This is a genomic window from Psychrobacter sp. HD31, assembly GCF_051097895.1.
Classification (GTDB): domain Bacteria; phylum Pseudomonadota; class Gammaproteobacteria; order Pseudomonadales; family Moraxellaceae; genus Psychrobacter.
This window is the reverse complement of record NZ_CP142525.1, coordinates 180,774-206,947: the sequence shown is the minus strand read 5'-3', so window position 1 is coordinate 206,947 and position 26,174 is coordinate 180,774. Positions and strand designations below refer to the sequence as shown.

Annotated in this window: 25 protein-coding genes; 5 read left to right on the top strand and 20 right to left on the bottom strand. The window is 38.8% G+C overall.

From position 1 onward, the window contains the following. Positions 1-12 precede the first annotated feature (12 nt). Both dapE and VH441_RS00830 read left to right on the top strand, forming a co-directional pair. Positions 13-1,212 carry a succinyl-diaminopimelate desuccinylase gene (dapE, locus tag VH441_RS00835; protein WP_434353604.1) on the top strand — a complete coding sequence of 400 codons (1,200 nt, stop codon included), beginning with the start codon at positions 13-15 and terminating at the stop codon, positions 1,210-1,212. Between the two features lie 89 nt (positions 1,213-1,301). Next, complete coding sequence (locus VH441_RS00830) at positions 1,302-1,844, top strand: DUF2059 domain-containing protein (protein WP_434353603.1); 543 nt, start codon at positions 1,302-1,304, stop codon at positions 1,842-1,844. A 104-nt stretch (positions 1,845-1,948) separates the two neighbouring features. On the opposite strand, the gene pdxH is transcribed toward VH441_RS00830, so the two are convergent. From pdxH to cysS, 4 genes are all read right to left on the bottom strand, one after another. Further along, complete coding sequence (pdxH, locus tag VH441_RS00825) at positions 1,949-2,614, bottom strand: pyridoxamine 5'-phosphate oxidase (RefSeq protein WP_434354330.1); 666 nt, start codon at positions 2,612-2,614, stop codon at positions 1,949-1,951. Positions 2,615-2,681: 67 nt separating this feature from the next. After that, positions 2,682-4,088: a phosphoglucosamine mutase gene (glmM, locus tag VH441_RS00820; RefSeq protein ID WP_434353602.1), complete on the bottom strand. Its 1,407-nt coding sequence runs from the start codon at positions 4,086-4,088 to the stop codon at positions 2,682-2,684. 126 nt (positions 4,089-4,214) lie between these two features. Continuing rightward, complete coding sequence (guaB, locus tag VH441_RS00815; protein WP_434353601.1) at positions 4,215-5,687, bottom strand: IMP dehydrogenase; 1,473 nt, start codon at positions 5,685-5,687, stop codon at positions 4,215-4,217. A 179-nt stretch (positions 5,688-5,866) separates the two neighbouring features. Continuing rightward, on the bottom strand, positions 5,867-7,321 hold the full coding sequence (gene cysS / locus VH441_RS00810; RefSeq protein WP_434353600.1) for a cysteine--tRNA ligase: 1,455 nt from the start codon (positions 7,319-7,321) through the stop codon (positions 5,867-5,869). 115 nt (positions 7,322-7,436) lie between these two features. On the opposite strand from cysS, the gene VH441_RS00805 reads away from it, so the two are divergent. Beyond that, positions 7,437-8,045, top strand: coding sequence for a cob(I)yrinic acid a,c-diamide adenosyltransferase (locus VH441_RS00805; RefSeq protein ID WP_434353599.1), 609 nt, complete (start codon positions 7,437-7,439; stop codon positions 8,043-8,045). 68 nt (positions 8,046-8,113) lie between these two features. Here VH441_RS00805 and VH441_RS00800 read toward each other — a convergent pair whose 3' ends face one another. Next, positions 8,114-8,635 (bottom strand): hypothetical protein, encoded by a 522-nt coding sequence (locus VH441_RS00800; RefSeq protein WP_434353598.1) that lies wholly within the window; start codon positions 8,633-8,635, stop codon positions 8,114-8,116. Positions 8,636-8,795: 160 nt separating this feature from the next. On the opposite strand from VH441_RS00800, the gene VH441_RS00795 reads away from it, so the two are divergent. After that, positions 8,796-9,596 (top strand): glycerophosphodiester phosphodiesterase, encoded by an 801-nt coding sequence (locus tag VH441_RS00795; RefSeq protein ID WP_434353597.1) that lies wholly within the window; start codon positions 8,796-8,798, stop codon positions 9,594-9,596. Between the two features lie 51 nt (positions 9,597-9,647). Here the strand turns inward: VH441_RS00795 and VH441_RS00790 are convergent, their stop codons facing one another. The 11 genes from VH441_RS00790 to leuC form a co-directional block, all read right to left on the bottom strand. Continuing rightward, entirely contained in the window at positions 9,648-10,772 is a 1,125-nt protein-coding gene (locus VH441_RS00790; RefSeq protein ID WP_434353596.1) for a DNA polymerase III subunit delta', read from the bottom strand. A 38-nt stretch (positions 10,773-10,810) separates the two neighbouring features. After that, positions 10,811-11,614, bottom strand: coding sequence for a 3-deoxy-manno-octulosonate cytidylyltransferase (kdsB, locus tag VH441_RS00785; RefSeq protein ID WP_434353595.1), 804 nt, complete (start codon positions 11,612-11,614; stop codon positions 10,811-10,813). A gap of 40 nt (positions 11,615-11,654) precedes the next feature. Beyond that, complete coding sequence (lpxK, locus tag VH441_RS00780) at positions 11,655-12,743, bottom strand: tetraacyldisaccharide 4'-kinase (protein ID WP_434353594.1); 1,089 nt, start codon at positions 12,741-12,743, stop codon at positions 11,655-11,657. 12 nt (positions 12,744-12,755) lie between these two features. Beyond that, positions 12,756-14,522 (bottom strand): lipid A export permease/ATP-binding protein MsbA, encoded by a 1,767-nt coding sequence (gene msbA / locus VH441_RS00775; RefSeq protein WP_434353593.1) that lies wholly within the window; start codon positions 14,520-14,522, stop codon positions 12,756-12,758. Positions 14,523-14,829: 307 nt separating this feature from the next. Continuing rightward, entirely contained in the window at positions 14,830-15,879 is a 1,050-nt protein-coding gene (locus tag VH441_RS00770; RefSeq protein WP_434353592.1) for a ParB/RepB/Spo0J family partition protein, read from the bottom strand. A 62-nt stretch (positions 15,880-15,941) separates the two neighbouring features. After that, positions 15,942-16,703 carry a ParA family protein gene (locus tag VH441_RS00765; RefSeq protein ID WP_434353591.1) on the bottom strand — a complete coding sequence of 254 codons (762 nt, stop codon included), beginning with the start codon at positions 16,701-16,703 and terminating at the stop codon, positions 15,942-15,944. Between the two features lie 133 nt (positions 16,704-16,836). Continuing rightward, positions 16,837-17,529, bottom strand: coding sequence for a 16S rRNA (guanine(527)-N(7))-methyltransferase RsmG (gene rsmG / locus VH441_RS00760; RefSeq protein ID WP_434354329.1), 693 nt, complete (start codon positions 17,527-17,529; stop codon positions 16,837-16,839). 247 nt (positions 17,530-17,776) lie between these two features. Then, entirely contained in the window at positions 17,777-18,874 is a 1,098-nt protein-coding gene (leuB, locus tag VH441_RS00755) for a 3-isopropylmalate dehydrogenase (protein WP_434353590.1), read from the bottom strand. Between the two features lie 69 nt (positions 18,875-18,943). Continuing rightward, on the bottom strand, positions 18,944-19,591 hold the full coding sequence (gene leuD / locus VH441_RS00750) for a 3-isopropylmalate dehydratase small subunit (RefSeq protein ID WP_434353589.1): 648 nt from the start codon (positions 19,589-19,591) through the stop codon (positions 18,944-18,946). A 103-nt stretch (positions 19,592-19,694) separates the two neighbouring features. Then, a complete protein-coding gene (locus tag VH441_RS00745) occupies positions 19,695-20,378 on the bottom strand; it encodes a hypothetical protein (protein ID WP_434353588.1) in 684 nt (227 codons plus the stop codon). A 73-nt stretch (positions 20,379-20,451) separates the two neighbouring features. Then, positions 20,452-21,879, bottom strand: a complete 1,428-nt coding sequence (leuC, locus tag VH441_RS00740) for a 3-isopropylmalate dehydratase large subunit (protein ID WP_434354328.1) — start codon at positions 21,877-21,879, stop codon at positions 20,452-20,454. A gap of 311 nt (positions 21,880-22,190) precedes the next feature. On the opposite strand from leuC, the gene VH441_RS00735 reads away from it, so the two are divergent. After that, positions 22,191-23,081, top strand: coding sequence for a LysR family transcriptional regulator (locus VH441_RS00735; protein WP_434353587.1), 891 nt, complete (start codon positions 22,191-22,193; stop codon positions 23,079-23,081). Positions 23,082-23,170: 89 nt separating this feature from the next. Here the strand turns inward: VH441_RS00735 and rluB are convergent, their stop codons facing one another. The 4 genes from rluB to lolA all read right to left on the bottom strand — a co-directional run bounded on the left by rluB (position 23,171) and on the right by lolA (position 26,156). Then, positions 23,171-24,034: a 23S rRNA pseudouridine(2605) synthase RluB gene (gene rluB / locus VH441_RS00730; RefSeq protein ID WP_434353586.1), complete on the bottom strand. Its 864-nt coding sequence runs from the start codon at positions 24,032-24,034 to the stop codon at positions 23,171-23,173. Between the two features lie 120 nt (positions 24,035-24,154). Next, on the bottom strand, positions 24,155-24,595 hold the full coding sequence (locus VH441_RS00725) for a hypothetical protein (RefSeq protein ID WP_434353585.1): 441 nt from the start codon (positions 24,593-24,595) through the stop codon (positions 24,155-24,157). 8 nt (positions 24,596-24,603) lie between these two features. Next, entirely contained in the window at positions 24,604-25,302 is a 699-nt protein-coding gene (locus VH441_RS00720; RefSeq protein ID WP_434353584.1) for an alpha/beta hydrolase, read from the bottom strand. A gap of 191 nt (positions 25,303-25,493) precedes the next feature. Then, positions 25,494-26,156, bottom strand: coding sequence for an outer membrane lipoprotein chaperone LolA (lolA, locus tag VH441_RS00715; RefSeq protein WP_434353583.1), 663 nt, complete (start codon positions 26,154-26,156; stop codon positions 25,494-25,496). Positions 26,157-26,174: the final 18 nt, after the last annotated feature.

Sequence of the window (26,174 nt, the reverse complement as noted above, 5' to 3'; positions counted from 1 at the left end):
AAAGAGACCCACATGAACCACCAACAAGCTACCCTAGACTTAAGCATCGAACTAATGCAGCAAGACTCAGTGACACCTGAGGATAAAAACTGCCAAGAGATTATTTCAAACAGACTGGCGGATGCTGGCTTTAAAAATGAGTTTATGTTTTTTGGCGATAAAAATGCCGATAAAAATGATGACAATGCCCAAGTAAAAAACTTATGGTCAAGGCGTGGTACCACAGAACCTGTGATTTGTTTTGCAGGGCATACCGATGTTGTACCAACTGGTGATGAAAATCGTTGGACATACCCGCCTTTTTCGGCAACTGTTGCCGATGGCTACCTTTGGGGGCGTGGTGCCGCCGATATGAAAACTGGAGTTGCGGCTTTTGTTGTTGCTGCAGAAAACTTTGTTAAAAACCACCCAAATCATAAAGGCTCTATTGCCATGCTTATTACTGCCGATGAAGAAGGCGTTGCTAAAAATGGGACGGTAAAAGTAGTAGAAGCATTAGAAGCACGTAATGAAAAAATCACACATTGTTTAGTTGGCGAGCCATCAAGCTCTGACACCTTAGGCGATGTGATTAAAAATGGTCGCCGTGGTTCATTAGGTGCTGTATTAACAGTCACTGGCAAACAAGGGCATGTTGCCTACCCTCACCTTGCTTGCAACCCAATTCATGCTTTAGCACCTGCATTGGCAGAGTTTATCCAAACTGAGTGGGATCAAGGTAATGATTACTTCCCTGCAACCAGTTTACAGGTTTCTAACATTAATGGTGGCACTGGGGCAACCAATGTGATACCAGAAACTGTTGAGGTTGTTTTTAACTTTAGATTCTCTACCGAGACAACCAAAGATGAGCTAATTGCCAAAACACATGCCATTTTTGATAAATATTTTAATGACAGTCAGGCAAGTTATCACATAGACTGGAAGTTATCAGGCTACCCATTTTTAACCCCTGTTGATAATGGCAGCGCTGGTGAGTTTGTTGCCGCTTGTCAGCAATCAATCAAAAAAATTACCAACATCACCGCAGAGCTTTCTACCACCGGCGGTACTTCTGATGGTCGTTTTATTGCCCCAACCGGTGCAAATGTGGTAGAGCTTGGGGTGCGTAACGCCACCATCCACCAAGTTAATGAAAAAGTGGAAGTCGATGATTTAGGCAAACTTGCCCAAATATATGAAGGTATTTTAGAAAGGTTGCTATTAGATTAATTTAGAATAAATATCAAAATTAAAGCAGGATAAACCTGAGCGGCAAACGCCTTAAAACTACAAACTGACACATCCATAAGGAGCTAAGTATGAAACGTTTTTTAACCACAGCAACACTAAGTTTATCTTTAACATTTGCAACTATGAGCCTAGCGCACGCAGCTAAGCCATCCGCTGAATCTTTAGTTAAACTGCAAGAAGTCTCTCTCATGAACTCACAGTTTAAAAAAATGGCTTCTATGAATGACGATTTATTAAATAATGTCATACAATCAGAATTACAACAGTTAAAAGATGCTGAAATAACGCCTGAACAGCTTGAGCGCATTAAAGAAGTTATTGCAACTTATTCAAAAAAAATAAACCAAGAGATGTTTACACCAGAGATTCAGAATCAATTGATTGAACGCTTTATTGCCACGGCAGGAGAGTATTACACGCAAAAAGAAGTAGATGCCATGATTGACTTTTACTCAAGCGACCTTGGCAAAAGCATTGTAGAAAAACAAGGGGTTGTTGCTCAAGCCTACATGACTGACATCATGCCAACCATAATAGAACACGCCCATAAAGTCCAAGAAAAATACCATCCACAAATGATTGACGAATTATCGAAAATCATAAAAAAATAAGTTAAAACAATGAATCAATAAGATACAGACGTTTCGACTCTAAATAAAAAAACCATGCAAATAAATACGCATGGTTTTTTGTCTATCAAAATTTTTTTTAACGGTTAAGGCAGTAATCGCTCCATTAACCAACTGCCATCAGGTTGCAAGTTATAACGGATTCGGTCATGCATGCGGTTTGCACGCCCCTGCCAAAATTCAATTTTATTTGCAACCAGCTCATAACCACCCCAAAACTTTGGCATCGGAATTTGTGAAGTTTCTGAAAACTTTTGTTTATATTCCTCAAATTTTGATTCCATTGCATCACGGTTTGTTACCAAACCACTTTGTGGTTCACTCACCCATGCAGCAATTTGGCTATCTTGTGGGCGATTATGAAAATAATCTGTTGATTTTTTTTCACTAATTTTACGCACTTTGCCACTAATACGTACTTGTCTTTCTAAACTATGCCAAAAGAACAACGCCTGTGCATTGGGGTTTTGCAGTATGTCATCGCCCTTATCACTATCATAATTGGTATAAAAAACAACACCAAGCTTGCCGGTGCTATCTTCTGGTTGAGTAATTTCTCGCATCAATAAGGTTCTGACACTAGGTAAGTTATCGTCCCCACAGGTTGCAAAACTCATAGCATAGGGTTCAATCAGCTTTTCATCTACGGCTGTTTTCACCCAATTGGTCAACAGCTCTACAGGATGACTTGGTAAATTATTTTCTATCAGTTCGCCTTTTTCGTACGATAATCGCTCTGCAGAAAAATCCATTGTCATAACATGCCCCTTAATCAGTTCTAAAATTTAAAATTTTACAAAATGTTTTGTAAAAAATGTGCTATGACATCACTGCCTTAACGCGATCTGCCAGTTCATTTGCCATCACATCACATTCAATCTCATCATCAGACTCAATCATTACTCGAATGACTGGCTCTGTTCCTGATTGGCGGATTAACAAACGCCCACGACCTTTTAATTTTGCTTGGGCTTGCTCAAAAGCCTCTACCAACTCTGGGTAGTCATAAGGGTCACTCATTTGTGTTAAGCGTACATTAACCAGTTTTTGCGGAAATAGATCAAAACCTTTTGTTAATACACTCAATGATTTGCCAGTGGTAGAAATCAATGCAAGAACTTGTAAACCTGCAACTAAGGCATCGCCTGTTGTACTTTTATCTAAACATAAAATATGCCCTGAGCTTTCACCACCGAGTATCCAGCCATTGGCTACTAACTGTTGCATGACATAACGGTCACCCACTTTTGCACGGCTAAACTTAATATCTTGATTGTTAAAGGCAAGCTCCAGTGCCATGTTGGTCATAAGTGTACCCACAACCCCTTTAGGTTTTTCGTGTGACTGGGTTGCCAAAACATAAAGGATACCATCACCATCAACCAAGTTGCCCTTGTCGTCTACCATAACAATGCGGTCACCATCTCCATCTAGTGCAATACCAACATCCGCTTTATTATCTATTACAGCTTGTTGTAAGCTTTTTGGGTGTGTTGAGCCACAGTCTCTATTAATGTTTACGCCATCTGGTTGGTTATGTATGGCTATAACCTCGGCACCTAATTCACGTAACACTCGCGGTGCAACACTATAACCGGCACCATTAGCACAATCGATGACTATTTTCATACCTTCTAAGCTATGTTGATAAGGGAAAGTACCTTTACAATATTCAATATATCTGCCCTTGGCATCTGCAATACGCTTGCTTTTACCTAAACCTGAAGGGTCACTAACAGGCATTAGTGGTGTTAACAGAGAAGGGTTATCAGATTGAATGAGTTCATTTGCAAAACCTGCTTGCGCCTGTAAATACTGCGCCAATTTAACATTAATTGCTTCTTGCATTTCATCAGACAACTTTTTGCCCTCAGCCGAGAAAAACTTGATGCCATTATCTTGATAAGGATTGTGTGAGGCAGAAATAACCACCCCGGCATCAGCATGAAAACTGCGCGTTAAATGAGCAATCGCAGGTGTTGGTAATGGGCCTAGTAAATAAACATCTACCCCAGCGGCATTAAACCCTGCCTGTAATGATGCTTCAATTACATAGCCAGAAAGTCGTGTATCTTTACCAATCACAACACTTGGGTTAAGGTTTTCATGTTTACTTTGTTCTAACAACACTTGCCCCGTAACATAACCTAGTGCCAATATAAAATCAGGGGTGATTGGAAACTGACCAAATTGACCACGAATACCATCAGTACCAAAATAACTCATATTAAATCCTTATCTATCAAAACCGCTTTTATGGCTTTTCATTTATAGCCTATTAGCCATTGTACCAAAAAAAACAGCCAATAAAGCATAACTTTATTGGCTGCGTTATAAGTATTAAAAAAGTAACTAGCCGACACGATAGTTTGGCGCTTCTTTCGTTATTTGCACATCATGCACGTGTGACTCTTTCATGCCTGCCGAGGTAACACGCACAAACTCTGGCTTGCTACGCATGGCTTCAATACTGGCACAACCTGTGTAGCCCATTGATGAACGCAGACCACCAACAAGTTGATTAACAATACCAGAAACAGGCCCTTTGTATGGGACACGTCCTTCAATGCCCTCTGGTACTAATTTTTCCACGCCATCTTTAGCATCTTGGAAATAACGGTCTGATGAACCATTTTGACCAGACATGGCACCTAAACTGCCCATGCCACGGTATGCTTTATAGTAACGCCCCTGGAATAACTCAACCTCACCTGGTGCTTCTTCTGTACCTGCTAACAATGAGCCAACCATAATGCAAGAGGCACCAGCCGCAATGGCTTTTGCCATATCGCCAGAAAAACGGATACCACCATCTGCAATTAATGGAATGCTGTCTTTTAATGCACTTGCCACACTATCAATAGCAGAAATTTGCGGAACACCGATACCTGCAATAATACGCGTTGTACAAATTGAGCCAGGACCAATGCCTACTTTTACCGCATCAGCACCCGCATCACGTAGTGCAAGCGCAGCATCACCTGTGGCTATGTTGCCACCAACAACTTGAATATGAGGAAAATTCTTTTTAACCCAAGCCACACGCTCAATAACCCCTTTAGAGTGACCATGTGCCGTATCAACAACAATAACATCTACATCATTTGCTGCCAACGCTTCAACGCGCGCTTGTGAGTCTGCCCCTGTACCAACCGCAGCACCAACACGTAAACGACCTTTGCTATCTTTACAAGCATTTGGGTTGTTTTCTGCTTTCGTAAAATCATTAACAGTAATCAAACCTTTTAATTTAAAGTCATCATCAATCACAACCACTTTTTCAATGCGGTGTTCATGCAATAACTCTTTAATGCGTTCGTTACTTTCACCCTCTTTTACAGTGACTAATTTTTCTTTTGGTGTCATCACGTTGCTAACAGGTTGAGACAGGTTTGTTTCAAAGCGAACATCACGATGCGTCACAATCCCTACTACTTTATCACTGCCCTTTTCAACAACCGGTACACCACTAAAGTTATGCTCTTTTGTAATTTGCAACAACTCACCAACCGTTACATCTGGTGTGATTGTTACCGGGTCGATTACCGTCCCTGCTTCAAACTTTTTAACTTTGCGCACTTTACTCGCTTGTTCTTCAATGCTCATGTTTTTGTGCAAAATACCCATGCCACCAAGCTGCGCCATAGTAATTGCCATTTTTGTTTCTGTCACTGTATCCATAGCGGCAGAAATAACGGGTAGGTTTAAGGTAATATCTTTAGTTAAACGGGTTTTTAAATCAACAGATTTTGGTAGGACTTCTGAATGGGCAGGAAGTAGTAAAACATCATCAAAGGTTAATGCTTCATCAACGATACGCAACATAGAACACCTCGTATTTGGTGGTTATTTTAACTGTCTTTAACTAACAGCAGGGTATAAAATAACGCCGTATTATACCATAAAGATTAAGTTTTAAAGAATATATTTTTATCTATTATCTGCTTTTAAAACAAAAAAACATAGCGATAATCACTATGTTTTTTAAAAAAAAGTTACTGTTTTTATTTTCTACGCCAGGTTGTCCCTTCTCGACTGTCTTCTAGCTCAATGCCTTGTTCTAATAAATTTGCTCTAATCTCATCGGCACGGGCAAAGTTTTTATCCGCCTTGGCCTGTGTGCGTTCGGTTATCAGCGCTTCAATATCATCTGCATCGATACCATCCGTTTGCTCCCCCACACTTGCCTGTAAAAACTCTGCTGGGTTTCGCTGCAAAATATTTAACGGCTGAGCCAGTGTTTTTAGCACACTTGCTAGCTGGCTAACCAGTGCTTTATCATCTGATTTAATAGCAATATTAATATCTTTAGCTAAAGAGAATAAAGACGATAATGCTTGTACTACGTTAAAGTCATCATTCATAGCTTTAATAACTGCCATGCCGCTATCTGTTGCAAACGCTTGCTCGGCATCAATCAGCTCAACATCGTTACTCAAATACTGCTCAGCAGATTTTAACGCCTGGTACAAGCGGCTAAGGGCAGAATGTGCTTCGGTAAGTGCTGCATCAGAAAAATTAACCTGACTGCGATAATGGCTAGATAAAATAAAATAACGTACCGTTTCTGGATGGAATTTTGCGATAACATCACGGATAGTAAAAAAGTTGCCTAATGATTTAGACATCTTCTCGCCATCTACATTAATAAAGCCAACGTGCATCCAGTTATTAGCATAGGTGCAACCGGTATGGGCTTCAGACTGTGCAATCTCGTTTTCATGATGTGGAAACTGTAAATCATGCCCACCACCATGGATATCAAAAGTATTCCCTAAGCATTTTTGTGACATTGCTGAACACTCTATGTGCCACCCAGGGCGACCATTACCCCAAGGCGACTGCCAATGCGGCTCGTCTGGTTTGGCTGATTTCCACAGTACAAAGTCAAACGGGTTTCGTTTATTGCTATCTACTTCTACCCTTTGCCCTGCTTGCATATCATCTAGATTACGTTTAGACAATTTACCATAGTCTTTAAAACTATCGACAGCATAAAATACATCGCCATGCACCTCGGTAGAGCCTGTTGGATAGGCATGCCCTTTATCAATTAAATCACTAATTAACGCCTGCATATCTTCTATATGCTCTGTCGCTTTTGGCTCAAGATTTGGTTGCACACAGCCCAAGCTTTGCGCATCTTCATTCATCGCTTTAATAAACCGGCTAGTTAATTCCTCAATTGACTCGCCATTTTCATTAGCACGATTAATAATTTTGTCATCAATATCGGTAATATTGCGTACATAATTTACATCAAACCCCAGCTGTCGCATCCAGCGCACAATCACATCAAAAGCAACCATAACGCGCGCATGCCCAATATGGCAATAGTCATATACCGTCATGCCACACACATATATACCAACCTGCCCTTCTTTTATGGACTCAAAGCGTTGTTTTTCACCTTTTAGTGAATCATAGATGGTTAATTCTTTTTGTGCTTCTTGTAGCATTCGATCGCCTTCTTACTGAATAAAACATATTTTTTAATTTAGCCCATTATCATAACTAAGATAAACTAAAAATGCTATGATAACCTAAACTAATTAATTTAAAACAGAGTATAAAATGGGCAATCGGCTAAGTAAAATTTATACACGGACTGGCGATGATGGTACTTCGGCACTGGCAGATGGTAAACGTATTGACAAAAACAGCATTATATTTGGCGTAATGGGCGAAATTGATGAGTTAAATTCTCACATTGGTATGGCAAAATCCTTGTTTGATGATATAGCTAATTTTTCAGAAGAATCTTTAAATAAAACAGATTTTTCTGAGTCACTTAGTATTATCCAACACTTGTTATTTAATATGGGCGGCGAAATTGCCATGTTAAACAATAAAGAACCTTACTCTGCCATAGAACAGTTACATATTGATTGGTTAGAGCAAAAAATTGATTCTATGAACAGCATATTACCAGCACTTAAAGACTTTATTTTACCATCAGGTTCTATTGCCGTTAGTCAGTTACATATCACACGTAGCATTTGCCGCCGCTGTGAACGTAATTTTTGCACGCTACAAAACCAACATAGCAGTATCAACCCAATATCAGCTAAATTTTTAAATAGACTCTCTGATTTCTTGTTTGTTGCAGCTCGTTTTGTTGCCAAAGCACAACAACAAAACGAAGTTTTATGGAATAAAGAGGTATTAAAACCATTTGCTTGATTTATCAATAATTTGAATAAAAAAGCCCACAATATTTAGATTGTGGGCTTTTTATTCAAAAAAACTGATTAATATGTATCCTCTGAGGTTACAATTTCTAGTTCAACACTATCATCAGTAGGCGCTTTAAGATTATTGGTTTCTGGTTCTACAACTTTTGGTTTAGGGCCAGCTTTAACTTTTGGTGCCGCTTGCTCTGCTGCTTTTTTCTTAGCTGCCGCTTTTTCTGCAGCCTTCTTCTTAGCTGCCGCTTCTGCAGCTGCTTTTTCAGCCGCTTTTTCAGCCGCTTTTTTCTTAGCTGCTGCTTGCTCTGCTGCTTTTTTCTTAGCTGCCGCTTCTTCAGCTGCTTGTTCTTCTGCAGTTTTTACTTCAGTATCGGCGTTAACATTTGCATTTTGTTCTGTTGTTACAACTGATTTTGGTTCAACTTCTGGCTTTGCCATTTCTGCGGCTTTGGCCTGTTCAACATTGTTTACTTCTGCTGATTCTTTTTTTACGGGTTGCTCTTCATTTTTTTTACAACCAACCACAGCCACTGCACATACAATACTTAGTGCCACTGCTTTTTTTGTTAATTTAAACTTATCCATAAAAACCTCTTCATATTATTTACTGAAAACAAAAAATCACAAAGTTACAATACAACCTCATTATACTGTGTTTATTAAGCGGTATCAGCTTTTTTGTTATAAAATTAACAAAACAAAAACATATGCTTAAATTGTTTAATGAGCTAAAAGAGTAGAAGTTATGAGTCAGCCATTTGATGTACAACACCAAAACGACATAAAAATTTTAGGACATCGTGGCGCAAAGGGAGAGCGCCCTGAAAACACCTTATCTGGTTTTAACTATTGCTCAAAAATAACGGGTATGGCTGGTATTGAATTTGATATCCAGCTCACTGCTGACAATCATTTATTGATTGCCCATGATGACAGCTTTAATCGCATTGCAAACACACAAGTAAGAATTGAGCAAATAACAGCCAAGCAAGCCAAACATATTTTTACAGTTAATCACCAATACTTACCAAGTTTTATAAATCCATATCAACCAAACTCATTGCCAAGCACTTTAATACTTTTAGAAGAGCTGTTACCTTTTTTATCAAATTACCAGCACATTGAATTAGAAATAAAAACACATAATCGAACAAACCATAAAGCATTGATAGAAACTTTGGCCTGTTGTTTAACAAAACAACCATTTAAAGACTTACCATTTGTCTTAACCAGCTTTGATAAGCAGCTTTTATACTTATTGAAACATCATAAAATATTAGCTCACTACCCACGAGGAATATTGTCAGAAGAAAAAGGAAATCAGCTTCAACTGATACAAACCGCCGTTCAACAGTGCTGTTATCAAATTGGGTTACAAGAAAAGTTAATTAACCAAGAAGTAGTTACTCTTTGCAAGCGTTACAATTTGCAAATAACCGCTTGGACAGTCAATGATTTTAAAAGAGCAAAGAATCTAATAAATATGGGAGTGAATACCATTATTACCGACTATCCCAACGACTTACTAACCTATTTACAAAAATGATGCTGGGGTATGGTAGGATTTTTAGATAAAAGAAAAAGTGATAAAAACACACTATAAATTACGTAACCTTTGCATCATGTCATCATAAATCAGTTTTTCTTGGATGTTTTGTGTCAAAGACTGAATTGCAGTTTGAATATACTCACACAAATCAATGCACCTCTGCATCTCAGGTAAGCTTTGTAATATGGAGGAATAATCAATATCTTGTTGATAAGCAGGCAAATCAAAAACTAATCGTTGTACATCTGCTAGCATCACTTGGCTAAGCTCTATAAATTCATTAATAGACAACTGGCTTTGCCAATAATCACTTGCTATAACCGGTGTCCGACTATGACTACGCAATGCTTGCCATGTAGTAAGCCATAACTCACGCATACCATACCATTTTGATTGTGCCATACTAACCGCTTTTAAAGGGGCATTAGCACTAATTATTAACAGCTGCTTAATTTTTTCATCATCATAAGAGACTTTAGTCATTGACTCAGCATCTTTATGTCCGCTTTGTGTTAAACGCTGTTTAACATAGTCTATAGCATGAGATTGATTAATTTCTGTTAACGCCAGCTGTTGCACCCTGCTTTTAATCGTTGGCAATAGCATATCTGGTTTATCGCTAATTAAGATTAATTGAACCCCTGATTTTGGTTCTTCTAATGTCTTTAATAACGCATTTGCCGCAGCAATTGTCATAGTTTCAGCATAATCAAACACACAAATACGCAAGTTACTACTGCCTTGATGCACAAAGTCTTGAATGCTACGTACGTCATCAATTTTTATGCGCGGTTTGACTTGTTTTTCTGCCTCATTTTTTTTACTGCTTTTTTTGCTATTTGTTTTTCTAACTGTTTCAACCGCTTTATCACTTTCAGCACTCTTTAATAGACTACTTATAGGTAAAACAGCCAAATCTGGATGTGTACCAGCTTTTAGCCATTGGCAGCTTTCACACTCTCCGCAAGCACCATCACTATTATTTTGCTTATTATCACAAAGTTGCCAAGCTACCCAGCGCCAAACAAAGGCTCTTTTACCAATGCCTTCCACACCACTTGCCAATAAAGCATGCGCAAGCTTGCCATCTTGCTGTAAAGCAGCATTTGTCATACGCTGCCACAATGACTGTTGCCATGGTAATAAGGGTGCAAAATAGGCTTTTTCGTTCATCGTATCTACTCGTTTCAAGTGATTGTATGCAAATATCGCTATTTCATAAACTCAGAAACAGACATCGCATTGAGTCTATCCAAGTCTTCTTGAGTATCTACACCTGCTGGTAGGTTCACTGTCGCAACATCAATACTAATGGCATGCCCATTTTCTAACACTCTCAATTGCTCTAGGCATTCAAGTTGCTCTAACGTGCCTTGTTCCCAAGTCACAAACTCTTTAAGCAGTTTTACACGATAGGCATACAAACCAAGATGACGATAGGCATTAGCAGGCGTTGTTAAGTTATCATCGGTAATATTATCTCGACTATTTAAAGCCATTGCATGGTCACGATCACATGGAATAGGCGCACGGCTAAAATACAATGCGCGCTTATTATTATCAGACACAACTTTAACAACAGAAGGACGAACAAACTCATCGTGTGAAATAATTGGCTCGCATAAAGTTGCCATCACGGCTCCAGTATCAGCAAGTAGCAAATCTTTAGTTTGCTCTAACAAACTGGCTGGAACAAGTGGCTCATCACCTTGCATATTAACTACCACGTCTTCATCCGCCCAACCTTTTTTACTCACCACTTCACTAAGCCTATCGGTACCAGATGCATGCTCGCTTGATGTCATAACTACGTCAAACCCAGCCTGTATACAAACCTCGGCAATACGTTCATCATCCGTAGCAATGCACAAATCATCGGCAAAAGTTGCTTGGCTGGCTTTTTCTGCTACCCATAAAATCATAGGTTTGCCATGAATATTTAATAAGGGCTTGCCTGGCAAACGGCTACTGGCAAAACGGGCTGGGATGACAATATGGGTTTTTGGATTTAACATGATAGTTTCTTCCCTTTCTATATAACTTATAAATGACAATCTACAAAATGTTATGTGCTTTTAGTTCTTTATCTAATGCGTCATAACAGGCCAGGCTTAATTCAGCACTTACAGGCAGCACCCAAATTCGGGTAAACAACTTAGCTAGCTGATCAACTTCCGCGTCACTAAACCCTTTTAAATCTTTATCAGCAAGTTGCCACAGCTTTACCGCATCTTTGCTAGTCGTAATAATTGGATATGGCTGCTCAATAAATTGCAACAAATCATCAAAAGTAAAATCGTGATGATCTGGATATGGACATTCAATAGTTGAAAACCCAAGCGCTTTTAATGTGTTGAAAAAACGAGTTGGATAGCCAATACCACTGATTGCTATCACCGTATCCTCGTCTTGTGGTTTTTGATAATCGGTTAAACCAGTTAGTAGAGGCTCAAGTTGTGCAGGCTTCAAACGCATGGTTAATGGTTGTTCATCATCAGATTGTTCTGTTTGATGATAAATAATCGTTGCCCCATCTAGTCGGTTTAATGGTTCTCGCAAAAAGCCAACTGGCAGCACCTTTTCATTACCAAATCCACGGTGGCTATCTACCACAATCCATTCAATATCACGTTGTAATTTATAGTGTTGTAAGCCATCATCCGCAATGATAAATTCAATATCTGGGTTGTGCTTTAGTAACAACTCTATCGCCTGCTGACGATTAGGACAAACTGCCATATCAACAGGGCGTGCGTCTCTTTTTTTACCATAAAACAAAGTGGACTGAACAATTAAACAAGGCTCATCACCAACAACATTAGGCGTGCTATCTAATGTTACGATTGCTGGCATTTGTTTGCTATCACCCCCATAGCCACGGCTAATAACACCCACGGTTATGCCGCGTCTTTGTAAATGCTTAACTAAACTAATAATTAATGGCGTTTTACCACTGCCACCAACCGTAATATTACCGATAACCATAACAGGAACAGGCGCACGATAGCTTGATAAGACTCCTTGTTTGTAGAACATTCTTCGAATGCTACTAACCGCACTATAAAGCCAAGATAGTGGAAGAAATAGATAAAGCCACTTTGCTTTTTTTTGCCATGCTCGGGTTATGCTGGTTTCTAAGGACATTGTGGTTACTCATCAATCGTCGTCAAAACTACGCTCATACATTTGTGCATAAACACCTTTCTTTTGTATCAGCTCTGCATGGCTACCCACTTCAATCATTTGACCAGCATCCATAACAACAATTCTATCAGCTGATTCAATGGTGGTTAGTCGGTGTGCAATAACCAATGTCGTTCGGTCTTTCATGATGTTTTCTAATGCTTGTTGGATATAATATTCTGACTCGTTATCAAGCGCACTGGTTGCCTCATCTAAAATCAAAATTGGGGCATCTTTAAGTAACGCGCGGGCAATTGATAAACGTTGGCGTTGCCCTCCAGATAATTGCAAGCCATCTGATCCTAATACGGTGTCAAAACCATTTGGCAATTTTTGAATAAAATCATAAGCAAAAGCGGCTTTTGCAGCCTGCTCAACCTCAGTAAAGCTTTTATCATGCAGTGTGCCATAAGCAATATTGTTACGAACACTGTCTTTAAACAAGGTTACTTGTTGATTTACCATGGCAATCTGTGTCCGCAAGCCAGATAAGCTAAACTCTTTTATATTAACATCATCAATATAGATATTGCCCGATGTGTGGTCTAATGTGCGAGTTAGTAGATTCACTAAAGAAGTTTTGCCAGCACCACTTCTTCCTACAACGGCAATGGTTTCGCCTGCTTTAATATCTAAACTAAAGTTCGTAATTGCCTGAGTACCATCATCATAAGTTAACCCAACATCATTAAAGCTAATATTACCTTGTATATCTTTCGCCTGCTTTCCAGTATCAACTTCTTCATCTTCATCTAAGAGTGCAAAGATTGACTCTGCACCAGCAATACCTTTTTGCAACTTTTGATTAACATTAGTAAGTGCTTGCACAGGGCTACTTAACAAACCTGCCGCCACTAAATAAGAAACAAACTCCCCCGCTGTTGTATTGCTCATGACTTCTGGACGAAAAGCAATCCACATAACAGCGCATAGCCCAAAGCTTAATAGTAATTGAATCAATGGCGAGTTAATGCTACTTGTAACCACAATTTTTAGGCCTTGTTGTAAGTTACTTAGTGACACCTTATTAAAACGATTTAACTCATAACTTTGACCACCATAATTTTTAACCACTTGATAACCGGTAATCACCTCATTACTGATATGGCTAACATCGCCCATCGACTCTTGGATACCTTTTGATAGTTTGGCAAAACGATTAGAAGCATAACGCACAAGCAAAAAAATGGGTGGTAAAACCAAAAATAACAGTAAAGAAAGCTTCCAATTTAAATATAATAAATAGCCTAATAAGGCAATAACTGTTAAGCCATCTTTAATGAGTGTTTTTAACGAATCAGTACTTGCCGAGGTCACTTGTTCTACATCAAAAATCAACTTTGAAGAGATAGTCCCCGCTGAGTTTTGCAAATAAAAGCTGCTTGGTAGCTTAAGCAACTTATCAAACACCGCAATACGTAACTTATAAACCAGATTGCGAGAGATAAGCGCTGTAAAATAGCCTCCTAAAAAGGAACCAATACCACGGACAACAAAAAAAACAATAACTAAAAGCGGTAAAATATTTTTTTTAGATTGGTCACCCGTACTAATTGCATCAATGACTTCTTCTAACAACTTAGCTGTCGCAACCTGCGTTGAAGAGCTTAACATAAAGCCAACAAGTGCTAATAAAATTGCCCACCAATATGGCTTTATGTAGCCCATTAATCGCAAAAAAGTTTGAAATTTTGTGACTGATTTTTGTGGAGTCGTTAGATTAATTTGATTATCGGCCATATAAAAAAGAATATTAAATTTATAAATTAATGTTGCATTTTAACATGATTGTACACGCACTGCTTATCTACTATAGTCAAAGAATTATAAAAGTGTAGCAAGTAAATCGATCAAAATTATGATATCTGCACTTTAAAGTACGTTTGCACCATCACACAATACAAGTTTTGACTCTATTTATTAGTTATTAGGCAGATTTAGTCGCTATTTCACTGTTTAAATAAATCTATAATATAAACACCTAAACAAAAAAAACTGGTTAACACCAGCTTTTACTAACAACACGCTTAACAACTTAACGTTATAATTATTTTGAGTGTTGCAACTGTTCTAATAAAGAAGCAAGTTCATCTTGATCATGGAAGAAAATTTCCACACTACCTTTGCCACTCTTTTTTTGCTTAAGTTTTACTTTTGCACCAAATTTATCAGATAGCTGCTGGTTAATTTTCTCTAACTCTCTTGCATCTGCTAAATCTCTTTTGGTTTTTTTAGGGGCTGGATTTAAAATAGATTTAACCAACTTTTCAGCATCTCGTACTGTCATTTTTTGATCAATAATCTTTTTAGCAACCACTGGCTGTTGCCCTGATGATAACGGCAATAACGCACGAGCATGCCCCATATCCAGCAGCCCATTTGCTAAATAGTCTTTTACCGTATCATGCAACGCATTTAAACGCAGTAAATTTGAAACCGTTGTTCTTGCTTTGCCAACCACATCAGCAATCATGGCATGGCTCATACCAAACTCGGTATGAAAACGTTGCAATGCCGCAGCTTGTTCAATCACCGATAAATCTTCACGTTGAATATTTTCAATCAACGCCAACGCAATCGCCAATTCATCAGACAACGCTCTTTCAATGGCAGGAATTACTTTTTCGCCTGCCATTTTTGCTGCACGCCAGCGCCTTTCACCAGCAATGATTTCATGCGTCACTGTTGGACTTTCTTTGTTTTCGCCTGCTAATAATGGACGAATCACAATCGGCTGCATCACCCCATGTTGGCTAATAGAACTAGATAACTCAGCTAATGCAGCTTCATTCATATCACGACGTGGTTGATATTTACCAGATTGAAGACGAGTTACCTCAATGCTAATTAAACTAATATTATCATCCGCTGGATTGGTGTTGACTTCCGCCACTATTTTTGTAGATTTAGAAGTATTGGTTAGTTTACGTCCAGACGTTTTTGTGCTATTTGCACTATTTACTGGCGTTTCTACAGGCACAGTTTTACTAGACCCAACATCGACTTGTGTTGACTCCACAATCTGTTTTTCTTTTTTAATTGAGCCGAGCAAAGCATCCAAGCCTCGACCTTTTGCCAACCCACGCTTTTTTGCCATTTTTACTTAACCTCTAAACCATTTGTACTAAACATACGACATTCATTTAAAATTATTAACGTTTACTGAGCACTTCTACTTTGCTTAACAACTTCTGTTGCAAGTTTACGATAAGCTTTTGCCCCTTTTGAGTTTTTTTCAAAGGCAAGCACTGGCATACCATGTGCAGGCGCTTCTGCTAAACGAATATTTCTTGGAATAATCGTTTTGTACATTAACTCACCAAAGTGTGCTTCAAGTTCTGCAGACACATCTCTTGTTAAGGTGTTTCGCCCATCATACAACGTACGTACAACACCACGTATATATAAGTCAGGATTAAGCTCACTTAACCTTTCTATCGTTTGTGATAAATCTGCCAAACCTTCGAGCGCATAGTATTCACATTGCATTGGGATAATCACCCCCTGTGTGGCTACTAATGCATTGACGGTTAACAAATTTAAGCTAGGCGCACAATCAATAATGACATAATCATAACCACTGACAGACTCCATGGCTGTTTTTAATAACGCATGACTGTTTGTCATGGTCATGATGCTAATATCAGTGCCTGCAAGCTCTCGGTTTGCACCAATAACATCAAACCCTGCTGGGCTACGCACAATGGTCTCATTAATGGGTATGTCATCAATAAACACATCTGCCAAGGTGTATTCTAGTGCTAACTTTTCAAGCCCAGTACCAGTCGTTGCATTACCTTGTGGATCAAGGTCAATCATCAGCACTTTTTTTCTTTTTGCATGTATGCTAGCAGCCAAATTAACTGCGGTTGTTGTTTTGCCAACCCCACCTTTTTGGTTTGCTACTGCTATGATTTCCATGTTATTACTCATTGTAATTTTTAAAAAAATTAATATAAATTACATCACTCAGTCTCGCCAAACTAGTTTTACTAGATTAGCTATTTTTTGCAGACGATTCAATCACAAAGAGTGACTTTAGTTTACTTTTTTGTTATCTCTTTTTGAGTGTAACTAAATGACGAGAGTCGCCAAGATAAGGTACAGTTAATGGTTTAACCTCAATCAACCAGTCCTTGGATAGCTGCTCCATTTCATTATTTGTCGGTGCTTTCCCTTTCATAGCAACAAGACAGCCTGTATCCGCTAGTTTTTCTTCTGCTAAGTCTATAAAATCTTCTAGGCTTGCAAAAGCACGCGATGTAATTAACGTATGTTTATTTTGATATGCTTGTATTCTGCTTGCGGTTGGCTTGACATTAGTAAGCCCAATTTCACTTACGACTTGACGAATAAACCGAATCTTTTTTTGATTGCTGTCTAAAGGCGTACACATCCTGTGTGGCTCACAAATAGCAACAATAACGGCAGGTAACCCTGCACCGGTACCAATATCTAGTAAATCTTCTTGAGGGAGATCTTGCAATAAAGGAATAATCGCCAAACAGTCAATGACATGTTTAACTAAGGCTTCAACAGGTTGGGTGATTGCCGTTAGGTTGTAGGTTTTACTCCACATTAACAGCGTATCTAAATATTTAAGGAGCTGCCAATATTGCTGAGCATTTAAGTCTAGCTTTAATTGCTGGGCAGCAGCATATAAGAGCCCGCTTATTTGCTCAAAGTCTGCTGTTATTTTAAAAAGTTGAGATTTATCAAAAATTGGCTCAGCTGCCAAAATTTGCATTGCATCTTGTATTTGTTTGTCGGTTGCTGTAGCAAACATATTTATAAAGCTGTTAAATTAATGGATAATGGCATTTATGAAAACGGTATGGTCAATTAACGACCTGAACTCTCCATTTTAGCACGTCATTAAAATAATAAGTAGATAAATGTTTCACAGCCATTAATTTTTATTAAAAAAACCAGCTCATTTAAAGCTGGTTTTTGGTATGTAGATATTCAGAAGTTCAAGCTACAAAAATTTAAGATTAAAGCTTAGCCAAAACTGCCTCACCCATTTGCTGACAACCAACAACGGTTAGCCCTTCTTCTGAATTATCCATAATATCACCGGTACGCAAACCGTCATCCAACACATCACTTACTGCTTGTTCGATTGCTTGAGCAGCGGATTCTTGCTTAAAGGTATAACGGAGCATCATCGCCACAGATAAAATGGTTGCCAATGGGTTGGCTTTATCTTGACCTGCAATATCTGGAGCAGAGCCGTGGCAAGGCTCGTACATACCTTTACCATTTTCATCAAGGCTTGCTGATGGTAACATACCAATAGAGCCAGTGAGCATTGCCGCTTCATCAGACAAAATATCACCAAACATGTTACCCGTTACCATAACGTCAAACTGGCGAGGGTCTTTAATTAATTGCATACACGCATTATCAGCATACATGTGGCTTAACTCAACATCTTGATAATCTGCTTGTTGCATATCAATGATGGTTTGTTTCCAAAGTTCGGTCACTTCTAACACATTGGCTTTATCAACTGAGCAAACTTTGGCTGGTTTGCCAGATGCTTGAGCACGGGTTTTTGCCATTTCAAAGGCAACTTTACCAATGCGTTCAATTTCATGGGTTTTGTAAGTCATGGTGTTAAAGCCATGTTGTTCACCATTTTCCAAGGTTTCAATACCACGAGGTGCACCAAAGTAGATACCGCCTGTCAATTCACGCACAATCAGCAAGTCCAAGCCTTTGATAACCTCAGGCTTGATGGTTGAGGCATTAATAAGCTGAGGATAAAGTTTTGCTACTCTCAAGTTAGCAAATAAATTTAGCTCACTACGAATTTTTAACAGCCCTCTTTCTGGGCGGATACTACGCTCGATGTTATCCCACTTGTAACCACCAACCGCACCCAACAAAACGGCATCGGCAACTTGTGCTTTTTTTAGCGTCACTTCTGGTAAAGGTTCGCCATGCTCATCAATGGCAGCACCACCAATCAAACCTTCTTCTAGTTCCAGACCTAATGCAAACGTTTCATTGACTTTGTTTAATACCGCAACTGCTTGCGTCATAATTTCAGGTCCAATGCCATCACCTGCCAGCGTTAAAACTTTCATAGTTTGTCCTTTCTTTATACCTTTTAACTAATTATGTATGTTGTTATCTAATCATCACCATTTGGCAATTTATACTATCTCATTAAACACCCAAGGTCGGCTGGCTTTCGCTTTTTCTTCAAAAGCTTTGATGTCGTCTTGCTGTTGCAAGGTTAAACCGATGTCATCCAAACCGTTTAATAAGCAATGTTTACGAAATGCGTCAACTTCAAAACTGTATTCTTTTCCAGTTGGGCTAATCACTGTTTGCGTTTCAAGGTCAACGGTTAGCTGATACCCTTCATTGGCAAAACAGTCGTCAAAAAGTTCACCTATTTCCGCTTCACTCAAAACCACTGGCAACATACCATTTTTAAAACAGTTGTTATAAAAAATATCAGCAAAACTTGGGGCGATAACTGTACGAAAGCCATACTCTTCTAATGCCCAAGGGGCATGTTCACGGCTAGAACCACAACCAAAATTTTTGCGAGCAAGTAATACCGTTGCACCCTGATATTGTGGTTGGTTTAATACAAAGTCTTCGTTAATTGGGCGTTTGCTATTGTCTTGCCCAGGATAGCCTTCGTCTAAGTATCTTAGCTCATCAAATAAGTTGACACCAAAGCCTGTGCGTTTGATTGATTTTAAAAACTGTTTTGGGATAATCAAGTCGGTATCCACGTTTGAGCGGTCTAATGGGCAGACCAAGCCTTGTTGTGTGGTATATGGTTTCATGTTGTTTCCTCTTACATTTTATTTAAACCTACTTAATAATTAATGCTTCTTTTTCATAAATCACATGAATGAAATAATGATTTCATTCATAAACTTATTTTCGCTATTCGTTATTAGTATCAATTTTTAGTTTTTTCAATTGTTCTAAGAGTATTTTTCGATTATAACCACGATACTCTTCACCACCACTTTCTCGAATCTCAAAATTTTCTATAGCATCTGTAGACGGCATTGAACTCACATATTGACCTTGCTCATTTAAAACAAAAATATAAGGGTAATAATATATGTTACTAGAATCAAAACCTGTAGAGTCAATAGCATCTCTTCCATTTGTATATTCTGATTCAATATGGGCAACAACAAAATTATCTGCAACAAATTGGTTCAATGCTATAGCATCATCAATTTCTGTTTGTGTTACTGTTTCATTCATTAGCCATTCAAATATGTCTCCACTGCTATCACGCCATTTATAATCAAAAGTACGAAATTGCCCATGAAAATATTTATCTAATACATGACACCAAATACACCATTCACCACCATATACAACTATCACATTTTTATTTTCATTACTAGCTTGTTGAACTGCTTTTTGTAAAATTTGAATTTGATTATTACATTCATCATAGAGCTTTGCATTACCATCTCGACAACTTTTATCAATCACTTCTGGTTGATGAGATATTTTCGATACTGATGGTTTTATTGTATTACTATGTTGACAACTTGTAACTAAGATACTCAAGAAAACAAAGTTTATGATAGTTAATATTATTTTCATAAAATAGCCTTTCATTTATTCAATACAAATTCGTATTATCTGATAAAAATATTAAAGAAGAAATATCAACACATCAAAATTCACGAACATCCACAAAATGACCTGCTAATGCCGCCACGGCAGCCATTGCTGGGCTAACCAAGTGGGTACGTCCCCCATTCCCTTGGCGACCTTCAAAGTTACGATTGGAGGTACTGGCACAATGTTCTTTTGGTTGCAATTTATCGGCATTCATCGCCAAACACATTGAACAGCCAGGTTCACGCCATTCAAAGCCTGCTTCGACAAATATTTTGTCCAAGCCTTCTTCTTCTGCTTGCTTTTTAACAACACCAGAACCTGCCACCACAATGGCTTCCTTCACACTTTCTGCCACTTTACGCCCTTTGATTACCGATGCAGCGTCTCGCATATCTTCGATACGAGAATTCGTACAAGAACCGATAAACACTCTATCAACCGGGATTTCAGTCACTGGTTGCCCTGCTGTGAGTCCCATATATTCATAAGCACGTTGCCATGCGTTGGCTTGTACATCATCTCTGGCTTGTTCTGGTGTTGGGACATTTTGAGTAATATCCACGACCATCTCTGGAGACGTTCCCCAAGAAACCTGAGGCGCAATCTCACTGCCTTCCATTTCAATAACAGTATCAAACACCGCACCTTCATCTGAATGCAAAGTTTGCCAATAGTCAACGGCTTTGTCCCAAGCTTCTCCAGTCGGAGCATAAGGGCGACCTTTTACATAGTCAATGGTGGTCTGGTCAACCGCTACCATACCGACGCGTGCACCGGCTTCAATCGCCATGTTACACACGGTCATACGACCTTCCATACTCATGTCTTCAAACACTTGCCCTGCAAACTCGATGGCATGAGCGGTACCACCTGCGGTGCCAATTTTAGCAATGATTGCCAACACCACATCTTTTGGTGTAATGCCCTGACCAAGTGTGCCATTGACTTTAATTAACATATTTTTCATTTTGGCTTGCACCAAACACTGAGTTGCCAAAACATGCTCAACTTCAGACGTACCGATTCCGTGTGCCAAACAACCCAACGCACCATGTGTGGCGGTATGTGAGTCACCACAAACAACGGTCATACCCGGTAATACCAAGCCCTGTTCAGGACCAACCACATGGACAATGCCCTGACGAACATCATTAATAGTAAACTCTTTAATGTTAAATTTGTCACAGTTATCATCAAGCGTGGTTACTTGCAAACGAGAGACGTCATCTTTAATACCTGAGACGCCTTCACTACGCTCTTTTGTGGTTGTCGGCACATTATGATCAGGTGTCGCAATATTTGCAGATAACCGCCAAGGCAGACGATTTGCTAAGCTTAAGCCTTCAAAAGCTTGAGGACTTGTCACCTCATGCAAAATGTGTCTGTCAATATAAATCAAGCTAGAACCATCATCTCGTTGACTCACTAGATGATCATCCCAAAGCTTGTCATACAATGTTTTTGCTTGGCTTTTAACCATGTTTTTGTCAGTGTTGTTGCCTGCCATTGTCGTTCCTTAATCTGTCAATTTATCAATTGTATTTTGCGCTATCCAACACGCAATTATTAAATGCAATAGATAAATAAAAAATATAATGAATGGTGGGTACTGAGATTATCCTTAATCTTGTTCAGTGAATACTTGTGATTATAACAGTATCATCATATAATAATAATTGATGATTTTTATGAAATCATAAACTTTTTGTTAATTTTTAACCATTGGTTTGTATAGACCCAATAGATAGCTATCATACCATTACAGGCTTAAATAGACCTAAGGATATTCTCGTGAATACCACAAATTTAACAACCTTTATTACTGTTATGCAAACTGGTAGCATCTCTGCTGCGGCAGAAAAGCTATTCATTACTCAGCCAGCTGTTAGTAAGCGTATTAAAAACCTTGAAGATGAGTTTGATGTCACTCTTTTTGATACGGTTGGGCGTGGTATTGTCCCCACTCAATCTGCTAACGATTTATTGCCTCATGCCAAACAATGGTTAGATAACTATGACAATTTTAAAATTAACTTAAAAAACTCACAACAAACGGTTTCTGGTAAGTTGGTAATCGGAACTAGCCACCATATAGGGTTGCATCACTTGCCTGCAGTGTTAAAACAGTTTATTCAAATGTATCCTGCCGTACAAATTGAGGTTAATTTTGTAGATTCTGAAGAGGCGCATAAAGCGGTGCTCGATGGCGATGTATCCATGGCATTTTTAACATTACCACCTGTTTACGACAAACGCCTACGTTATCATACCCTTTGGTCTGATCCTTTATATTTTGTTACGGGTACACTCTCACCCTTAGCAAATAAAATCAATGTGACTCTTGAAGAATTAGCAAACTCACCTGCTATCTTGCCAGCAGCAAACACTTTCACAAGCCAAATTACGTTATCAGAGTTTGCAAAACATAACTTAAAGCCTTATGCCACAATGAGCACAAACCCGCTAGAATCTATACGCATGCTGGTATCGGTTGGTTTGGGCTGGTCTGTTTTGCCTAAAACTTTAATTAACCAAGATCTTGAACCGATTGACTTACAAAAAGATATCGAGTTACAACGCCATCTTGGCGTGGTTGTTAATCCAAGCTTAACACCTTCTGCCAGTGTAGAAGCATTAATGGATTTATTAAAGCCAATTGACTCTAACTTTGATAGGTCTTAAAACTAATCGCATTAGCAGATACATATATAAATAAAAAAGGATTAGAAGTTTTCTAATCCTTTTTTCGTCATGAACTCTCAAATTAACTTTTAACGACGACGCAAGTTTTTACCTTTTCTTGCCTTCATCGGTTTTTTCTGGAAACGTTCTTGTTTACGTTTCGCACTGCCATGCAAACCTTGACCACTATAGCGAGGACGTAAACCTACTGGATCAATTAACTTGCTAATTTCATTTTTTTCTAATTCAATAAATCGTCCTGTGCGTAATTCTTTTGGCAAGTTAACCGTGCCATAACGCGTACGTAATAAACGACTCACTCTCAAACCTTGCGTTTCAAACAAACGACGCACTTCGCGGTTACGTCCCTCTTTTAGTTTAACGTGATACCATTTATTAACGCCTTCGCCACCGCCTTCTTTAATGTCATCAAAGCTTGCCATACCGTCATCTAGCATCACACCTTGGGTTAAGTTTCGAGCTATTTCTGGCGTTACTTCACCCAGTACACGCACAGCATATTCACGCACAATCTCGTTAGAAGGATGCATCAAACGATGAGCAAGCTCACCATCATTAGTAAACAATAACAAACCTGTAGAGTTAATATCCAAGCGTCCTACCATTACCCAGCGGTCATTAGTAAGTTTTGGTAAACGCTCAAAAACAGTTGGTCGACCCTCTGGATCATGTGCCGAACAAATCTCACCTTCTGGTTTATAATAAGCAAGCACACGGCGGCGTTTTTCTTTTTCTGACGTGTAGCGTATTGCTCGGCCATCGATACGAATCTCATCACCTTGAGAAACACGATCACCAATGGTGGCGGTCTCGCCATTAACTGAGATACGACCAGATTTAATTACTTCTTCCATTTGGCGGCGTGAGCCAAAACCTAAACGGGCAAGGGCTTTTTGTAGTTTTTCGCTGGGTGCGGTTGTTGTGGTACTCATTTAATAAGACTCCAAGATTCGGATTAAGATGGAAACATTTCACAATGTTTTTGTATGGTGTAGGTGTATTTTACGTGTGTTTAGCCAATTAAGCAAAATATTGTTTTAGCTGTGTAACTTTTACTGGTTATCCTCATGGAAATTAACGTGATATTTTAAAATACTAAACCGAGAATATTTATCCACAAAGATGGTGGTGTCATCTCTGCTGTAACAAGTATTCTTACTCTCTATATTGGTATCAAAAAGTTCATCTGCCACATTAATTCTAACAAAATCTTTAACCAACACATTATCGTTATCATCTTTTAAAGAGATTAAATAGCAAAAATCACACTTCACTTTTGCTACTTGACTGGCAAATACTCCTCTGCGGTGTTGTAAACAAAACTCATCCCAATCATAGTGTTTTTTATAATCAGATAAATCCATCACACAGGTATTAGTTAAAAAACACTTTGCTCTTAAAAAAGCAGAAAAGTTCATGTAGGGTTTATAAAAAAATGTTCCAGCAAGTAGGATTAATACCAAACCACAAACTAATTGAATGCTCTTCGTCATGCGTGGATTTACCCAACTGAAAGTCCTAAAAAATCATCACCCAACACTTTATTTAACCACGCCCCTATTGACTTTATTTGTGGTGGGCATACTTGGTGTGCCATAGGATAGGTGCTGTAATCAACATGATAACCTTTTGCTTGTAATGATTGATTTGCTCGCTCGCCAAGAACCTCAGGCACAACAGGGTCGTGGCTACCATGGTCAATTTTTACAGGAATATTTTGATTAGCCTCACTGTAGTCGATTTGTGTTTCTGTTGCTAAATAAGTAGAGAGTGTCATCAACCCTGCCAACTTTTTCGGATAGCTAAGCGCTGTATGGTAAGCCACGGCACCACCCTGTGAAAAACCAGCAATCACGATGTTTTCTTCAGCAACACCTTGCTTAACCTGATCAGCAATTAAATCTCTAATTTGTTGAGCTGATGCCTCAATTTGTGCAACATCGACTTTACGCTCAAGGCTCATTTCTAAAATGTCATACCAAGCAGGCATCACATAGCCACCATTAATGGTAACCGGAATTTGCGGCGCATGTGGAAAAACAAAACGCACCGCTAACTCATCACTTAAACCCAATACTGGTACAATAGGCTCAAAATCATGCCCACTGGCACCCAAGCCATGCAGCCAAATTACCGCTTTGTCGATTGGTTGCTTGCTCGGGTTATGCTCTACGATAACGCAGTTTAATAAGTCACTCATGTTACATCTCACTTTTATAGCTTATAAGTTTTAAACAATCTCTTTATTTATATTCTGTCATACTTTAATACAAAAACGCAGCTTATCACTCACTTTTTGTATCAATTATCTAAAAATTAGTTGGTTTTATATGTCAAAAAAAGCCACCAAAGAATATTTGGTGGCTTTTTTACAAGCAATCTTTAGTGAGATTACTGGCGAATCACATCCACCCCTTTTGGCGGCGTAAATTTAAACTTGCTGCTATTAATTGAGGGGTTTAATTTAATATTATTAAATTTAATCGTAGTTGTTTGACCAAGGTTGTCATTTAAAACCATCATAACGGGCTTGCCACCATTAAAACTAATTGACATGTTACGGAAGTTCGCACTTTTTGATTTAGGTGTTAACACATAGTAGTTTTTATCGCCATACGGCTGGGCTATCTTAAAGTTGTTAGATATTTTGCTAGGGTCACCAGACAACAATAATGCTGGGGTATTACCCACTTGGTTGTTAACACTTTGAGAAGTGGCTTGCTCTAGGTCTTTATCATAAATCCAAAGTTTACTACCACTGGTAACAACCAGTTGATCTGATGGTTTAGTTGTTTGCCAACGGAACTTGCTTGGGCGTTGTACCGCCATAGTGCCAGAAAAATTGCCAGACGCTTGTTTACCGCCTTTTGTAGTTTGTTTAAAGTTTGCAGTCATGCTTTTGGTATTTACTAATAACGCATTTAAACGCTTGGATGCCGTCAAATTATCTGCCGCAGTAGTTGCAGCGACTGCCGATGTCATTGTTGCATACATAGGCACACCCATTAACAATGTACCCGATAAAATCGCTGATATGGTTTTTTTGGCTTGCATCGTTATCTCCATTATATC

Bases quoted from the DNA above. Each gene is read 5' to 3' on its own strand.
- dapE (WP_434353604.1), top strand. From the start codon at position 13: ATGAACCACCAACAAGCTACCCTAGACTTAAGCATCGAACTAATGCAG.
- VH441_RS00830 (WP_434353603.1), top strand. From the start codon at position 1,302: ATGAAACGTTTTTTAACCACAGCAACACTAAGTTTATCTTTAACATTT.
- pdxH (WP_434354330.1), bottom strand. From the start codon at position 2,614: ATGGATTTTTCTGCAGAGCGATTATCGTACGAAAAAGGCGAACTGATA.
- glmM (WP_434353602.1), bottom strand. From the start codon at position 4,088: ATGAGTTATTTTGGTACTGATGGTATTCGTGGTCAATTTGGTCAGTTT.
- guaB (WP_434353601.1), bottom strand. From the start codon at position 5,687: ATGTTGCGTATCGTTGATGAAGCATTAACCTTTGATGATGTTTTACTA.
- cysS (WP_434353600.1), bottom strand. From the start codon at position 7,321: ATGCTACAAGAAGCACAAAAAGAATTAACCATCTATGATTCACTAAAA.
- VH441_RS00805 (WP_434353599.1), top strand. From the start codon at position 7,437: ATGGGCAATCGGCTAAGTAAAATTTATACACGGACTGGCGATGATGGT.
- VH441_RS00800 (WP_434353598.1), bottom strand. From the start codon at position 8,635: ATGGATAAGTTTAAATTAACAAAAAAAGCAGTGGCACTAAGTATTGTA.
- VH441_RS00795 (WP_434353597.1), top strand. From the start codon at position 8,796: ATGAGTCAGCCATTTGATGTACAACACCAAAACGACATAAAAATTTTA.
- VH441_RS00790 (WP_434353596.1), bottom strand. From the start codon at position 10,772: ATGAACGAAAAAGCCTATTTTGCACCCTTATTACCATGGCAACAGTCA.
- kdsB (WP_434353595.1), bottom strand. From the start codon at position 11,614: ATGTTAAATCCAAAAACCCATATTGTCATCCCAGCCCGTTTTGCCAGT.
- lpxK (WP_434353594.1), bottom strand. From the start codon at position 12,743: ATGTCCTTAGAAACCAGCATAACCCGAGCATGGCAAAAAAAAGCAAAG.
- msbA (WP_434353593.1), bottom strand. From the start codon at position 14,522: ATGGCCGATAATCAAATTAATCTAACGACTCCACAAAAATCAGTCACA.
- VH441_RS00770 (WP_434353592.1), bottom strand. From the start codon at position 15,879: ATGGCAAAAAAGCGTGGGTTGGCAAAAGGTCGAGGCTTGGATGCTTTG.
- VH441_RS00765 (WP_434353591.1), bottom strand. From the start codon at position 16,703: ATGGAAATCATAGCAGTAGCAAACCAAAAAGGTGGGGTTGGCAAAACA.
- rsmG (WP_434354329.1), bottom strand. From the start codon at position 17,529: ATGCAAATTTTGGCAGCTGAGCCAATTTTTGATAAATCTCAACTTTTT.
- leuB (WP_434353590.1), bottom strand. From the start codon at position 18,874: ATGAAAGTTTTAACGCTGGCAGGTGATGGCATTGGACCTGAAATTATG.
- leuD (WP_434353589.1), bottom strand. From the start codon at position 19,591: ATGAAACCATATACCACACAACAAGGCTTGGTCTGCCCATTAGACCGC.
- VH441_RS00745 (WP_434353588.1), bottom strand. From the start codon at position 20,378: ATGAAAATAATATTAACTATCATAAACTTTGTTTTCTTGAGTATCTTA.
- leuC (WP_434354328.1), bottom strand. From the start codon at position 21,879: ATGGTTAAAAGCCAAGCAAAAACATTGTATGACAAGCTTTGGGATGAT.
- rluB (WP_434353586.1), bottom strand. From the start codon at position 24,034: ATGAGTACCACAACAACCGCACCCAGCGAAAAACTACAAAAAGCCCTT.
- VH441_RS00725 (WP_434353585.1), bottom strand. From the start codon at position 24,595: ATGACGAAGAGCATTCAATTAGTTTGTGGTTTGGTATTAATCCTACTT.
- VH441_RS00720 (WP_434353584.1), bottom strand. From the start codon at position 25,302: ATGAGTGACTTATTAAACTGCGTTATCGTAGAGCATAACCCGAGCAAG.
- lolA (WP_434353583.1), bottom strand. From the start codon at position 26,156: ATGCAAGCCAAAAAAACCATATCAGCGATTTTATCGGGTACATTGTTA.